The sequence below is a fragment of the Jeotgalibacillus malaysiensis genome (assembly GCF_044789845.1).
Classification (GTDB): Bacteria; Bacillota; Bacilli; order Bacillales; family Jeotgalibacillaceae; genus Jeotgalibacillus; species Jeotgalibacillus malaysiensis_A.
In genome coordinates this window covers 2730246-2745982 of record NZ_CP085252.1, presented here as the reverse complement: position 1 = coordinate 2745982, position 15737 = coordinate 2730246, and the positions used below count along the sequence as shown (strand labels likewise).

The 15737-nt window shown below is 40.5% G+C and carries 11 protein-coding genes; 8 read left to right on the top strand and 3 right to left on the bottom strand.

Annotation, left to right across the window (positions count from 1 at the left end):
- Positions 1-22 precede the first annotated feature (22 nt).
- The 5 genes from LG330_RS14525 (at position 23) to LG330_RS14505 (ending at position 5517) form a co-directional block, all read left to right on the top strand.
- Positions 23-796, top strand: a complete 774-nt coding sequence (locus LG330_RS14525) for a transposase (protein WP_404405016.1) — start codon at positions 23-25, stop codon at positions 794-796.
- A 100-nt stretch (positions 797-896) separates the two neighbouring features.
- Positions 897-2195 (top strand): acetamidase/formamidase family protein, encoded by a 1299-nt coding sequence (locus LG330_RS14520; RefSeq protein ID WP_404405014.1) that lies wholly within the window; start codon positions 897-899, stop codon positions 2193-2195.
- Between the two features lie 193 nt (positions 2196-2388).
- A complete protein-coding gene (locus tag LG330_RS14515; protein WP_404405012.1) occupies positions 2389-2973 on the top strand; it encodes a histidine phosphatase family protein in 585 nt (194 codons plus the stop codon).
- A gap of 270 nt (positions 2974-3243) precedes the next feature.
- Entirely contained in the window at positions 3244-4299 is a 1056-nt protein-coding gene (locus tag LG330_RS14510) for an S-layer homology domain-containing protein (protein ID WP_404405010.1), read from the top strand.
- A gap of 192 nt (positions 4300-4491) precedes the next feature.
- Positions 4492-5517, top strand: a complete 1026-nt coding sequence (locus LG330_RS14505; RefSeq protein WP_404405008.1) for an S-layer homology domain-containing protein — start codon at positions 4492-4494, stop codon at positions 5515-5517.
- 50 nt (positions 5518-5567) lie between these two features.
- Here LG330_RS14505 and LG330_RS14500 read toward each other — a convergent pair whose 3' ends face one another.
- Entirely contained in the window at positions 5568-5978 is a 411-nt protein-coding gene (locus tag LG330_RS14500; RefSeq protein ID WP_404405006.1) for an LCP family protein, read from the bottom strand.
- A gap of 527 nt (positions 5979-6505) precedes the next feature.
- On the opposite strand from LG330_RS14500, the gene LG330_RS14495 reads away from it, so the two are divergent.
- The 3 genes from LG330_RS14495 to LG330_RS14485 all read left to right on the top strand — a co-directional run bounded on the left by LG330_RS14495 (position 6506) and on the right by LG330_RS14485 (position 11119).
- Positions 6506-8725: a 5'-nucleotidase C-terminal domain-containing protein gene (locus tag LG330_RS14495; protein WP_404405004.1), complete on the top strand. Its 2220-nt coding sequence runs from the start codon at positions 6506-6508 to the stop codon at positions 8723-8725.
- 200 nt (positions 8726-8925) lie between these two features.
- Entirely contained in the window at positions 8926-9834 is a 909-nt protein-coding gene (locus tag LG330_RS14490) for a hypothetical protein (RefSeq protein WP_404405002.1), read from the top strand.
- A 172-nt stretch (positions 9835-10006) separates the two neighbouring features.
- Entirely contained in the window at positions 10007-11119 is a 1113-nt protein-coding gene (locus LG330_RS14485) for a diguanylate cyclase (protein ID WP_404405000.1), read from the top strand.
- A gap of 40 nt (positions 11120-11159) precedes the next feature.
- Here LG330_RS14485 and LG330_RS14480 read toward each other — a convergent pair whose 3' ends face one another.
- Both LG330_RS14480 and LG330_RS14475 read right to left on the bottom strand, forming a co-directional pair.
- Positions 11160-13970: a carboxypeptidase regulatory-like domain-containing protein gene (locus LG330_RS14480; RefSeq protein ID WP_404404998.1), complete on the bottom strand. Its 2811-nt coding sequence runs from the start codon at positions 13968-13970 to the stop codon at positions 11160-11162.
- Between the two features lie 390 nt (positions 13971-14360).
- Positions 14361-15467 carry an acyltransferase gene (locus LG330_RS14475; RefSeq protein ID WP_404404996.1) on the bottom strand — a complete coding sequence of 369 codons (1107 nt, stop codon included), beginning with the start codon at positions 15465-15467 and terminating at the stop codon, positions 14361-14363.
- Positions 15468-15737: the final 270 nt, after the last annotated feature.

Genomic DNA, 15737 nt, shown 5'->3' with positions numbered 1-15737 from the left:
TATCATTTGAAAGGAGCATCACATGCCAAGAGAACCAAGAAAAATTAGTAAAAGCGGTATTTATCACGTTCATTCAAAAGGAACAAATTATCAAATGATTTTCTATGATGACCATGATCGAATTAGATTTTTAAAGGAGCTTGAATCTATAAAGGATGAAGGTGATTTTCAGTTGTATGGTTGGTGTTTGATGGATAATCATTTTCATTTGATAATCAAAATAGCCTCTGTTTCAATTTCACGTATTATGCAAAAGCTGAATGGCAGTTATGTTAGGTATTTCAATGCTAAATACCGGGCGCTTGGCTCACTTTATTACGATCGTTTTAAAAGTCATGAAGTTGAAAATCTACAGTATCTTTACACTTTAATTAGATATGTTCACTATAACCCGGTAAGAGCAAAGTTAGTTTCTGAGCCATCTCAGTGGATCTGGAGCAGCTGTCGCGACTATTATGGTCAAACCACTCCTTTTAAAGAGTTTATGGACCACGCTGAAATCCTTCTAACATTTTCCTCCAACAAAGAAGAAGCCATTCAAAGGTTCACCGTCTATAGTGAAAGTTATGCAGTAAAACCTCACCATCTTATCCCCAAAAAACTTACCTTTACTGATCAGCAGGCAATTATAGAAATTCAAAACCACATTAATCAACCACCCATTCAAGCGATAAAATACCTTCCTCCATCAGAAAGAAAACAAGTCATCCGGCATTTGAAAACAATAAAGGGAATTTCTCAGAGGCAGCTTGCGAGGGTTTTGGGGACTTCGGTAGGAGTTGTGAGGCGGAGTTAGGGGGGCGTCCCCAGTGGTTCGCTAACAAAATACTTCGAATTCGAGATTTTTAATCAAATAGGTTATAATTAAACTGAATTTTCAGAAAGGGGAGAGTACATTGAACAAAGCGACTGAGACTTTACTGGTTAATTCATTTATTGATGGGGTACTGGATCCGGAGAAGGAAATGCTTGGCCCGGTTCGTGATGGCGGGCATATTATTGCGAATACGGCGCCGGGATGCTGGGGGCCGATGATTACGCCTTGTATCCGTGGCGGGCATGAGGTGACGAAGCCTGTGTATGTTGAAGGGGCTGAGCCCGGGGATGCGATTGTGATTAAGATTCATTCAATTAATGTGACGTCTCTTGCGACTGCTTCAGGGAATGATGCGCCGGTGGATGGGCGTTTTCTTGGAGATCCGTTCGTTGCGGTAAAATGTCCGGAGTGTGGAACGATGTATCCTGATACGGTGATTGAAGGGATTGGGCAGGAAGCGATCAGATGTGCGAACTGTCACGCGGATGTGACGCCATTTGTCTTTACAAACGGCTATACGATCAGCTTTAGTGAGCACGGCGATGTCGGGGTGACGATGTCAAAAGAATCTGCAGAAACGATTGCGCGGGACGGACGCCATTATATGATGACACCGGATGCTTCAGTTCAGAATCCGATCGTGACATTTGCGCCGCATGATTTAGTAGGAGTAGTCGCAAGGATGAGACCGTTCCTTGGTCAGCTTGGCACAACGCCATCCCGACCAATTCCCGATTCTCATAATGCAGGTGATTTTGGATCGTTCCTTGTGGGGGCGCCACACGATTACAAAGTGACTGAAGACGAGCTGAAGGAGCATCGAACTGACGGCCATATGGATATCAGCCGTGTACGAGCAGGCTCAACGCTGATCTGTCCGGTAAAAGTTCCGGGAGGCGGTGTTTATCTTGGAGATATGCATGCCATGCAGGGTGACGGGGAAATTGCTGGTCATACTGCTGACGTTTCAGGCATTGTCCATTTGCAGGTTCATGTCATTAAGAAAGCTAACCTTGAAGGACCGATTCTTTTGCCAAATGAAGAGGATCTCCCTTACACAGCAAAGCCATTCACTGAAGCTGAATTAAAATCAGCGAATGCATTAGCAAAACAATGGAACATTGAAAAACTTGAGGAATCATTACCGGTATCAGTTATCGGAACAGGATCCAATCTAAACCTTGCAACAGATAATGGCCTGCAGCGCGCAGCAGATCTGTTCGGAGTAACGGTTCCGGAAATTATGAACCGGACAACCATCACCGGGTCCATTGAAATCGGCAGGCATCCGGGTGTGGTGACGATCACGTTTTTAGCACCGGTTGAGTATTTGAAGAAGGCTGGGATGCTGGATGTTGTAAGGGGGCAATACAGGTAGTTAATTGAGCGGCACACCGGGGACGGAGTTGAGTGTGCCGTTTTTATAATCATTCTAAAAGTGAACCACTCAACTCCGTCCCCAGTGAGTCACGGTGAGTCACCTTGATTCACTTCAAGTCACCCCCTAAAAGTCGTAACCATCTTCCAACTATAGTAAACTTACAACAAACACATACATAAGGAGAGATACAATGAAAACTGAGGTGTATATGGTACGGCATGCGCATTCGGTGTTTTCGCTTGAGTTTGAGGAGACGCGGGGGTTGTCTAAGCAGGGGTGGCTGGCTGTGGATCTGGTGACTGAGGTGCTTAAGGGGGAGGGGATTGATGTGATTGTGTCGAGTCCTTATGTGCGGGCACGGCAGACGCTTGAGGGACTGGCGAAGGAGCTTGGACAGGAGATTGAGGTTGATGAACGCTTTAGGGAGCGTGATTTGGCTGCGCGTGATCATCATTTTGAGGATCCGATTTCTGCGGTTAAACGGGTTTTTGAGAACCCGGATTTTAAGTTTCCTGAGGGCGAGTCAAATAATGAAGTGATTGAGCGTGGGATTTCTGCATTGAAAGAAGTAGTGAATGAACATAAGGGTAAGAGAATTGCAGTTGGGATCCATGGAAATATATTTGCCTGTATGATGAGCTGGTTTGATAATCGTTATGGGTTTGAGTTCAGCTTGCAGACGACAAAGCCTGACATTTATAAGCTGGTGATTGATGAGGACTTTAGACTGGTTTCGACTGAGCGGATGTGGAAGACGGATTGGATTCCTGAGTGAATAAAAAGAAATCGCCTGACATGTCTGCCAGGCGATTTTTTAAGGAGAGCTGCTGGCTTACCAACCAAAGTATTACCGCAGCCTGTATGTTATCATATATGATTTTGTTTATATATTCTACTAAAACGTTTTTTCTTAAATAAAATGTATTAGTCGTAATACAATTGATAAGAAAATGGTAGGATTTTGTGTTTGTTTTAATGAATATGTATTTTCTTTGGAAAGCTGCTATGTTAGTTTGTTGTAGAATCAGACAGGAGGTTATAGGTTTTGAAGAAATTATTTAGTACAGTTTTTGTTGCTGCTGGCATGCTGGCATTTTCAGCTGAAGCAGATGCTTTTTCGGATGTTCAGCTATATAAGAGTGAGATAGATTTTTTAACTAATGAGGGAATAATATCTGGATATAACAATGGAACGTTTAAGCCGACAGAAGGTCTTACACGTTTACAGGCGGTTCAGATGCTGGTGAGAGAAATGGGTGATGACGTTCTGAATCCGGGTAACCCGGGGTTTTCCGATGTGCAGCCGGGTGATTACGGATATGGGGATGTAGCGAAGGCAGTTGAACTAGGATTGATTTCAGGTAAGACAGATAAAAACGGTGAGCAGTACTTTGACCCATATGCACCGATGACGAGAGCGCAAATGGCCAAGGTGTTGAGTGAGGGGTATGGATTGTTCGATACTCAGAATATCTCTTTTATCGATGTAAATATGCTGCATTGGGCAAATGAGTATGTGAATAGTCTTGCTTCAAATGATGTGACAACCGGTTTTGGTGATGGTACATACAGACCTGAAGACCATATTGCGCGTCAGCATTTTGCAGTGTTTATGGCACGGTTATTGGAGGATAATTTTAAGCCGGAGCTGCCTGAGGTAAGTTTTATGCCGGATGAGGCTAACACTTATGTCTACCAGACAGATCAATTCGGTAATCATTTCAGCACATTCAGTCATGTTAGCGGAGATACCTGGCTTGAAAAATCTGAAACAACAGATGGGTATGTACTTGAAGCAGAACGGCCATTTATTGAAACGTCAAATGGGGTTGCTTACAGTGAGCCGACGCTGGTGTTCAGCTTTGCGTTTGGCTACCCTGTGAAAGAAGGACATTCCTGGATTGATCCTCATGCGGAACGGTTTACAATAACTGACACTATTGCGACTGTCTCGACTAAAGCTGGTACATTTAACAATGCCGTTGAAGTTAGAGGCTTGAATCGTGTTGATTATTATGTACCTGACATCGGTCTTGTTAAGTCGACCTGGATCAATAATGGGGAAGAGCACCTTCGTGTTGAATTAGTAGAAGTTAAATAAACCAATACTTTCAGATAGGATGAAAGAAACAGTCTGCATGATAAAAGGATGCAGTGAATTACGAGTTTTCTAGTCATATAGATTCTTTTTACATTATTCTTTAAATATTCCTTTTATCCCTGACATTTTCCTATAAAATATGACAGTAGTTGAACAATTTTTTAAGATATATGGAAGGGAGAACGAATCAGTTTGAAAAAGTTAGGTTTTATTTTACTCAGCTTAAGTTTAATGATTGGTCTTTTACCTGCAAATCAGGGGAAGACTTCCGGAGTTTTCAGTGATGTTGAAGCCGATTATTGGGCCTATGATATGATTGTGACTCTAGCAGATGAGGGTGTGATTAAAGGATATGAGGATCAGACGTTTAAGCCGCATCGTGATGTAACACGCGGTCAGGCAGCGATGCTGATTGGCCGTGCGATGGATATTGATACAAGCAACCGTCCGGATCCTGGTTTTTCTGATGTGAATAAAGAAACAAGTGGATATGAGTATATTGCGGCGTTAACAGATGAAGGCGTATTTGTTAAAGCGGATAAATTTAATCCGGGTGCTTCATTAAAACGTGATCAGATGGCGAAGGTTCTTGTTGAAACGTTTGAATTAACAGGTTTATCTAATCAGCAATTTGATGATGTTCCAGAAACACACTGGGCGCATGATTATATCAGCACGCTTTTAGCAAATGAAGTGACGACCGGTAAGACACCTGAGCGTTTTGATCCGGTTGGAAGTGTGAACCGTACACAAATGGCGGTCTTTTTATACAGAGTGCTTGGTATGGATGGTTATGAAAGTGAACCATCGGGTGATGATTCAAACATAGTAGATGAAGCAATGACTAAAGCTGTGCTTGATGGCATTAATGCTGAGAGAAATGCTGCTGGTCTGAAGCCGCTGTCTACAGATCAGTCAGTGCAGAAGGTAGCTAATCTAAAAGCTTTTGATATGATGGAAAATAATTATTTTGATCATTATTCTCCGACTTATGGATCGGTCTTTCATATGCTTGATAATGAAGGCGTAACACGAGTAGCTGCAGGTGAGAATATTGCAGCAGGTCAGCAATCTGCCAAGGCGGTTGTTGAAGCGTGGATGAATAGCCAGGGTCATAAGGATAATATTCTTCATCAGTCATATACGCATGTTGGCGTAGGGTATGCTGAGGGTGGAGAATACGGCAGCTATTACGTGCTTGTATTTATCGGTAAATAATATTGAAACTGTCATTCTGTGCTTGAATAAATTCACAGAATGACAGTTTTTTATAGCGCTAACTCATGTCTCAGACGACTTGACCATTCTTTAATAGAGGCTTCCGGTACCACATAATAATAGATTTCATTCATTGCTGGGCGATAGTGTCTCTGAATGTCTATCATGTCTTCCATCTGAAGGTTTGTCTGTACATTTTCACTGAGTGCATTTAACAACTGGTTGATTTTCCATGCGTTTTCAAACTGAGCGGCTTCATTTAAAATACCTCGCACGATCTCCCGCTGTCTTTCCTGTCGTCCAAAATCTCCCCTTGGATCGTCGTAACGCATCCTAACGTATTCCATTGCTTCTTTGCCGGAATGAAGGCGAATCTCTCCCTCAGGAAAGGTAAAACCTCCATATTCAAATGCCTGCTGATTTATAATCGTTACGCCACCGAGCGTATCGATTACTTCCATAAAGCCTTCCATCCTGTCTGTTTGTGTTGAGCGGTGGCAGGGAGAGCGAAGTAGGGGGTCAGACCCTGCCCTTCGCCCGAAGGACAGGGTCTGACCCCCTACTTCAACGATCGTTCTTTATAAAGAACATTATAGACTGTTTTGATGGTTTGTGCGAGCCTTTTTTTATATATGGATGATTAATTTCAGGGAACTTCCTTCAATTAATGGGGCAGTTAGAATATTAAGAAAAAATAACTGATAGTCATAAATTTGTTCTTCATGACTATTTTTCTCTTTAGTATTAAATAATGATTATTCATATATCGATTTATTGGTTATAAATACTATTATGGATTTTAATGCTATATGGCGCTTCTATCAGATTTTTTATAATATTGTTAAATCTAAGTTGTTCTGAATGAAGAATAATGGTACGATTTTGATTGACAACGCTTTCAATATATGTCTTTACAATTCTCTTAACTCAGCTTTACAAATAGCATATATAATAGTGTTGTCAGAAAAAATTACAAGGATGGTGTCAAATGAAGAAAAAGTTATTAATGACTTCTGTTGCTGGTGCAATGGCGGTAAGTGTATTCGGATTCCAGGCTGCTGAAACGCATGCAGATAACCATGAATTCGAATTGCGTGTGTTACATACGAATGATACGCATGCGAATCTGAATAATGTAGCAAAGCGTGTCAAATTAGTAAAAGAATTAAAGGCTGAGATGCCTGATAATAACCTTTTACTTGATGCAGGGGATGTATTCTCAGGAACATTGTATTTCCAGGAGTTTAAAGGTCTGGCTGATCTGGAGTTTATGAACCTAATGGGCTACGATGCAATGGTATTTGGTAACCATGAATTTGATCTTGGCGAAGATAGTGGAAATGAAGCACTTGCTAACTTCGTTAAAGGTGCTGACTTTCCTTTTGTTGCAACAAACGTAGATTTTTCTGAAGACACATTCTTTGATGGCCTTCAAAAGAATGAGTACACAAAAGAATTCGCTAACGGCGAAGTCTATAATGGTGTGATTAAGGAAGTAAACGGTGAAGAAGTCGGGATCTTCGGTCTGACAACTGAAGATACTGTAGGGATTGCAAGTCCTGGACCGGTTACATTCTCGAATTACATTGAAGCAGCGGAAGAAGCTGTAGCAGCTTTTGAAGCAGCAGGTGTAAATAAAATTATCGCATTAACTCACATTGGATTTAATGATTCAGCAGCAGTTGATAACGATATGATGCTGGCACAAGAAGTAGAAGGTATTGATATCATAGTTGGTGGACATACACATACAGAAATTATGCCACCATACCTGTATGATGAGCGTACTGAACCAACTGTCATTGTTCAGGCTGATGCAAATAATAAGTTCCTTGGACAGCTTGATGTAACATTTGATGCAAACGGTGTCCTTACTGAGGACTATACAGGTACATTACATGAAATCGAAAAAGTAGAAGGTGAAGATGCAGAAGCTGCAGCACTTCTTGCTCCATATAAAGAGCAGGTTGATGAGTTAATGATGCAGCCGGTCAGCAATGGAGAAGTTGACGCTGAGGCTACGGTCTTTTTAGATGGTCTCCGTAAGACAGATAACAACTTTGGCGGTGTCAGACTTGCTGAGACGAATCTTGGTAACCTGATTGCTGACGGTATGCTGCGTAAAGCGCAGGAATTTGAAAGCGATACTGTGATGGCCATTCAAAACGGCGGTGGTATCCGTTCATCAATTGATGAAGGTACAATCACACTTGGAGAAGTAGCTACCGTTCTTACATTTAATAATGACTTGGCAGTTATGGATCTATACGGCTCTGAAATCCTTGCCGCTCTAGAGCATGGTGTAAGAGATTATCCTGGAGAACAGGGTGCATTCCTTCATGTAGCAGGGATGAAGTTTGTTTTTGATCCATCAGAGGAGCCGGGCTCACGAGTAACTGAAGCCTATGTAATGGTAGATGGGGAAGAAGTAGCAATTGATAGCGAAGAAATGTACAAAGTAGCAACAAATGCTTTTACAGCTAAAGGCGGAGACAACTTCGATATGCTTGCAGCTGCTTATGAAGAAGGCCGTGCACTTGAGCTTGGCGTCCGGGATACCGAAACATTAGCAGAGCAAATGCTTTATCTTCAGGAAACAACTGGTGAGGTAGCGCCTATAGAAGAAGGACGTATCATTGCCCTGACTCCGTTTGAGGATGTATCACCTGCTAACTGGTTCCAGCCTTATGTTGCTGACCTTTATTACCAAAAAGTAAAAGGCAGCGAGCAAAGAGTACTTAGTGGTAAAACAGCTACAATGTTTGATTCACTTGGTACACTATCACGTGCTCAGGCAGCTTCACTAATCGTAAGAAGTCTTAACCTGACAACTGATGAAGCAGCATCTTTCAGTGACCTTGATAATGTGGCAGAAGCAACACAGGCTGAAATTGCAGCAGCAGCAGCTTCTGGTATTGTTAAAGGAATTGATGGCGAATTCAGACCATATGCACCTGTTACACGTTCACAACTGGCGCTTATGCTAAACAGAGCTTACAACCTGGGTAACGATGCATATACACCTGAATCAACTGATTACTTTACTGATGTTAGAGGAGACGGAGAAACTGCTAATGCAGTAGCATTCGTCTATGAGAATGGTATTGCTTCCGGTTACGGTGATGAGTACCGTCCATTTGCATACTCAACTCGAGCACAGGCTTCTAAAATGCTTTCGATTTTCCTTGACGTTGATCAGATTAACTAATCATTAAGGTAACAGTAGAACAGCTTCCTGGTATTCCAGGGAGCTGTTTTTGTTGATTTTATTATTTTTTGCTTAAATATTTTTATAAAAAAGCATTAAATTTTCTTTTCAGTTGCAAACAAGGAAAATATATACTAATATATAGATATGTTTCGTGACTTTTTGACTATGTTTGTATTAGGAGAATGGGGGGGATTTGAGTGGCTGATAGAAAGTGGGAGCTATTAATAGAATATGAGGATCAGGATTACACAATAAATGGGGACAGTGAACTAATTGATCAGCATATCTCAATGGTATTATCATATTTAAAAGACCAGGAAAAAGCTCCGTTAGATCAACCATTTAAAGTAAACCTTAAAATTAATCACCGGGCGCCTGAAAATGTTGATCACATTATGAAGCGAAATCAGCTGATCAGTCCTTCATTTAAAAGCAGTGATAAGGAGGTTCATGATTTCCTTCACAGTCTTGGGACAAGAATTGAATGGATCTACTGTTTAGGTATTTCATATATTCTGGTACAGAGTGAGAAGGAAAATTTAATTACTGCGAAGTCTATCCGATCAATGTATCAACACGCACAAATTAAACCCCCTCAAAATATTCATTTATGCATCAACCAATGTGTGAGAAAGAATTACCTGGAACCAATGGGTAAGGTTGAAGGTGCAAAAGCATATTCTCTAACCCAGGATGGTGTGAGTTTCATCAAAACACAGGCCAGTCTGAATAACGCATCTTCACAAATGGAAAGCTATGAAAATGAGGTGCAGCAAAAAACAGCTGAAGAATTTATCAGTTTACTCACTGAGGAAGAATTGCATCTTTTACAAGAAGAGTACGTGATGGAAGACAGAATTCTTAAGCTTCTCTATTTACTTGATGAAAAGGGAATTTCAGGTCCAATGCGTCCGAACTTTATCTATATGTTAATCGTTAAAATTTATAAATTTGATGGATTGCCAAGGTCTGTCTATTTAGGATTAAGCAGAACCAGACCACTGACTAAAAAAGTGAAAAATGCAAATAAAGTTCATTATCAATTAACAAAAGAAGGAAAGCTATGGGCTGAGGAACAATATGATAGTGCAGGAAAGCCTGAATAAATATTTTATGAGAAAGTCAGATCAATCTGGATCTGGCTTTTTAATTTATAGAAAAAGGGGTTAAATGAACTATATTTATAGGAGGTTATTAAACTATTTTACTATTCATCAGTTATCTCATGTTATAATTTTTGAAAATAAGAGGATTATGACATTCCTGTGAGGTGTCTTTATGCTGAGAGATTTTATTATTAATATTTCAATTATGATCTCTTTTACTTTTTTGTGGCATCAGCTATTTAAAAAGAGACAGCTAAAAGTCGATTCAGGTATTGATCTAAAAGTGATTGATGGAATCATTGCAGGTGTTTTCGGTGTATTGCTGATGAATTTCAGTCTAACAATTAACGACATAACTATTTTGGATTTCAGACATATTGCTGTGGCAATGGTCGCTTTTTATGGTGGTCTAATTCCTGCAATCATCGCCACTGGCATTGTGATTGGCGGCCGCTATTTAATTGATGTCAATATGTCATCTCATGTAGCGATGATCATGATGATTTTGATAGGGCTTGGAACTGGTTTGATCGGTCAGTATGTGAAATGGTCTGTCTGGAAAAAATGGACGATTATGCTTATCTATGCACAAAGTATTTTTTCCGCTGCATTTTTTTTCGTCACTGATAATTATTCAGAAGTCCTGGATGCTGCAGTTCTGCATGCTATTGGAGCCTTAGCAGGTGGCTATCTTGTATTGTATTTTGCAAGATATATCCGTCATGCAACTGATACATTTTATCAGGTTCAGGAAAATGCAATGAAGGATCCATTAACCAATCTATACAATGTCAGATCGTTTGACCGCTACTATAACCGCTATTTGAGCGACTATGAGCAGTCAGGGATTAGCTTGGGCCTGATGATCATTGACATCGATTATTTTAAAAGTATCAATGATAATTATGGGCATGCTGTTGGAGATGAAATTCTGAGAGAACTGGCTAAAATTCTGAGCCATCATAGCAGTGGGACGATTTCGAGAAATGGGGGAGAAGAGTTTACCATCCTGGTTCAACAGGTCACTGAAAAGGAAATATTACAGCAGGCAAATGAAATTTGCAGTGCGATTGAGAATCACTCGTTTCTTTTGAACAATCAACCTGAGCTTCAAATTACAGCTTCAATTGGCGTAGCTCATTCAGACCACGCGCCGGCGGACATGCTGTTTGAAACAGCCGATCAATCCTTATATATCGCAAAAGGTGCAGGCAGAAATCAGGTTTGCTCAATTGAAAACCTCAGGCAGCACACGCATAAATCCTCGAAAATGAAACGATATTAAAAACCCCCTGACCACATTTGCGGTCAGGGGGTCATTTATATTAGTTAGTTACTTTAATAAGCTGAACAACCGGAATTGTTAGAGCGTTACCACTAACTGTGAAGTCTCTTGTTTCAACTGCATATCCATTTGCAAAGAATGCAATTGTATAGTTACCGTCTACAAGAGAAAGTTCACCGTCACTGTTAATGATTGTGTTAACTGAACCATCTTCGTTGAAAACAACTGCTTTCGCTGTAGCGTCAGCATTGTTTTCATCAACTACGCGGAAGCTTACGTCCTGCATCGCAGCTTTTTCAGCTACAGTGATTTCAAGCGCAACATCTTCACCAGAAGCGATTGTTGCTGTTTCTTCAACATCAACATATTCTGAACCATCAGCAAAGTCGATTGTGAAGTCATAATCACCAGCAGAAAGTGAAGTGAATTCTACTGTAGAACCGACAGCAGTTTCAGTCCAAACGCCAAATACGTTATCCTCTGCATCAAAGAATGAATCAGTAAGCGTAATTCCTGCATCCTCAAGACTTACTTCTTCTCCTTTGCTATCTACAGCATTTACTGTAAATGTAGCGTCAGCACCTGTTTCAACCGTGTAGTTTACACGCTCAAGGTTGTCGCCAGCCTCGATTGTCTGTGTAGTAGAGAATGTTTCGAATCCATCTCCACGAACAACAACTGTGTAAGTACCTGGGGCAAGCTCAGTCAGGCTGTAAGCGCCGTTAACTGTTTCAGTAGAATCAACTACTGCGCCTTCTTCATTATGGTATACAACTGTTACGTTAGCAGCTGCAAGTGTGCCTTTAGTTCTTACAAATCCAGCTACATCACCAGTAGAAGCAGGAGACTCAAGAGTGAAGTCAGCAGTTGTATCTGCATTTTTCTCTACAGTAACTTCTGCAGACTTATTAACGAAGTCTTCTGAAACAACTTCAACTGTGTATTCGCCAGCTGCAACGCCAGAGAACTTGTAAGTACCATCAGTTAATTCAAGTGAATCAACAGTGTTACCTTCAGCATCAAGCAGGTTAACTGTAGCATCTACATCGTTTACAGTTCCTTCAACAACACCAGCAGCTTCAGCACGCGCTTCAAAGGCTGCATCGCTGTCTACTGAAAATGCGTCGAATGTTTCAGTTACGATGTAGTCACCAGATACACGAAGTGTGTAATCAGCAGGTGCTATACGAGCAAATGAAGCTGTGATTGCATCTACAGATACTGCAGCATCAACTGTCTCAACAACTGTGTTTCCACGAAGAAGTTCTACAGTTACATCGCTACCATCAAGGAATTCTTCACTTACTGCTTCAGTACCGATGACTGCAGAAATTGTGAATCCTTTTTCAAGCTGAACATCAACTGTCTGATCAGTTCCTTCAGTAACTGTGAATTCAGTGTAAGAGATTGCAGAATCTTCATCTGCATTAACGATTACACTGTAGTCGCCGCTAAGAAGTTGAAGGTCAGGAAGTACAACCGAACCGTTAGTTACAGTTCCTTCAGTTACTACGTTACCTTCAGCATCCTGAACAGCAACTTCAGCAGAGGCAACATCTTCACCTGCAGCGTCTGTTACGTTCACAGTCAGGTCAAGTGCTGCAATTTCATCAAGCTCGATACCTGAAAGTACGTTAGCAGTTTCCTGGCTATCAGTTGTGATTGTCTGCTCGAAAGATTTGAATCCTTCTTTTTCAACAGTCATATTGTACTCTGTGCCAAGCGCAAGGTCAGCAGATTCCTGATCAACTGAGTAAGAACCGTTCGCAGTAGTTTCTGTTGTTCCAGCAACTACCCACTCGTTAGTTTCCTCATCATATACTTCAAATGTTACTGTAGCAGCGTCAACTGAAGCGCCAGAGTCACCATTTACAACTGTACCGCTGATTGTGATGTCAGATACATCAATTAATTGACCTGTAAGATCAGTAGAAACAGTTGTTACTGTATCTTCTTTTACTACCTGATCAGCAAGTGTTACTGTTTTATATCCTTTTTTAGCAACTGTTACGTCTACTTCCCCAGCAGCTACATTAAGAAGCTCATAGTAACCATTCTCATCAGTTACAGCCTGCTTGTCGCCGATTGCAACAACAGCACCTTCAACTACTTCGTCACCGTCAGTGATAAAGCCTGAAATACCTGAAGCAAGAACTGGAGTTGTGTCATCCTGTACAAGCTCATAAGCAGTTACAAGGAATGAAGCCAGGTGACCACGTGAAGTATTATCTAATGGACGGAAGTTAGAAACAGTTGTTACACCAAGGTTAGCAAGGATTTGAATGTCATCCCGGTAGCTTGTGAACGCTGTATCAAGATCTTCTACTTCAACTTCATTGTCAGTTTCGATCTCATCAAGGTTGAATGCATTAACAAGCACCTGTGCCATTTGCTGACGAGTGATGTTATTTCCAGCCATTAGGTTGTTGTTGCTACCCTGGAAGATGCCAGCTTCTTTCACGATCAGTGAGAAGTTATAAAGTTCAGCATCACGTGAATCAGCTGTTACATCATTGAAAGGCTCAACGTCTGAAAGGTCGTGATCAGCAAGGTATTCTGCAAGGCTTTCATATCCTTTAGATGCAATTACATATTTACCAAGTGCTTTAACTACGTTTGAACGAGTTAATGCGTTTAGTGGCTTGTAAGTGCCATCTGGATAACCGCTTAATAGACCGTAGTCTACTGCTTTATAAATATTTTCAAAATGTGAATTATTCTCCGGAACATCTGTGAAAAGTTCCTGCTGTGCGTCAAATTGTGCTTCCTCAGCAGCTGCAACTGGTGCAACAGCAGAAGCAACAAGAGCAGTAGTAACTGTTCCAGCTAAAAATTTACGATTTCTTGACATAGTATAATGTCCTCCTAAAAAAGATTATAAGTATAAAAGTGGGTGCTATTTTAAGTGTATATACACCTTTAGCATCACATAGTCTTAATTGTAACGTGTTTGTTATAAAGTTAAAGTAATATCTCCTAATATCAATAGAAATCATCCTTTAAGCTCATATAATAACCACTTAATTGATTAAAAAGAATTACATTTAAATTGAGATAAATAATTCGATAGTTTGATCCTTTGTTATTATTGTAAAATAACTAACCTTTCTGAATATTATTCTTGTATCTTTGGCTACTGAAATTGTATAGATACTATTGGTCTATAAAGTTGGGTATTTAATTCCTATAATGTTTTAAGCAACAAGTTATTTTGAGAGAATAAAAAAGCTGAGCATTACGCTCAGCTTTTAGATGGTGCAGGGGGAGATTCTTTTCTAATTGCAGGCAGGTTACCAAACAGGAACCAGGCCTTCGGGAACATCAGATGCAGTACTCTGATAAATAGGTACGTACTAATCATCACGAGCGGGAATCTCAAAGCAATATAAATATTAAATTCTCTAAACGTATCAGCAACCAGCAGATTAGACCAGATCACCAGGATAAACGGGTGAACCAGATAAAAGCCGAAAGAATAGATTCTGAGCCTTTCAATGACTGCGAGCAGGGGAGCAGGTGAACTCTGTTCAACCCAGGTCCCCATTTTAAATAACAGGTAGCATGAGGTTGCAAAAAACAGAATCTTAACAATCGTCATCATGCTATAAGACATAAAGGGCTCACCCAGCGTATAGCTATAATAAAAGCTATACGTATAAATAAGGCCAAATGTAATAGTCAATGCAGCAAAAGCAAAACTCGCTTTTTTCGTCCATAAGTGTTTCACCTTCTGATAATGTACGCCTACCCAGCCGCCGAAAAAGAAGCTTCCAAGATAAATCATAAAGAATGGGAAGGTAATGGCGCCGGTTTCATTATTCCACATCGTATATAGAAATTCGAGGGCAAAGCCGATAATAAAGAAATAGCGGTTGAAAAACTTAAACCTTTTAATCAGGTAAATAAAGAAAGGTGTAAAGAAAAACAGCTGTACAAGGATCATAATAAAGTAAAGCTGATAATAAGATCCGCCTACAAGCAAGTTATTCCAGATCGTGCCAAGTCCTTCATATGAGCGGTATCCCATATAATATGAGAAAAGCTCATAAAAGATCGACCAAAATAAATAAGGGCCGAGAATAAACATAAACCGGCGTCTGTAGAAGGTCAGCCATGTCTTTAAAGTATAAGGTTTATCTTCATAATTATAAAAGAGAACTAGTCCGCTTAAAAAGACGAAAACAGCGCCTTCAAACCTTGTAAAACGATTTAACATTAAGTAGATATCGTATAAAAAATGATCAGGTGGAACATTGGCCATGGCCGGTGCAGTGACGTGAATCAGCACAACCAGGTTCATTGCTACAACCCGCATAAATTTTAAAGATTCAATTCTTTCCTTACGCATAACTTCTCCTCTGTCTATCAGTTTTTTTACTGATTAAGCGTACCATTGTCAGCTTGGGTTTGTCATCGTCTGAGACAGAATTGTCTTGAGATTGAAAAAGAATAGAAAGAATTTGGAGATTTTATTTTGGGTAGCGGGTGAATTTGGAGAGGGATGGAAACGTGCATGTGATCTGAGATTTGGGGAATGTAACCCGAAAAATAGCTGATGTGACCCGTAATTTAGTGGATCCGACCCGAAAATTTAGCTTTTCGGAAAATCTGACCTGAG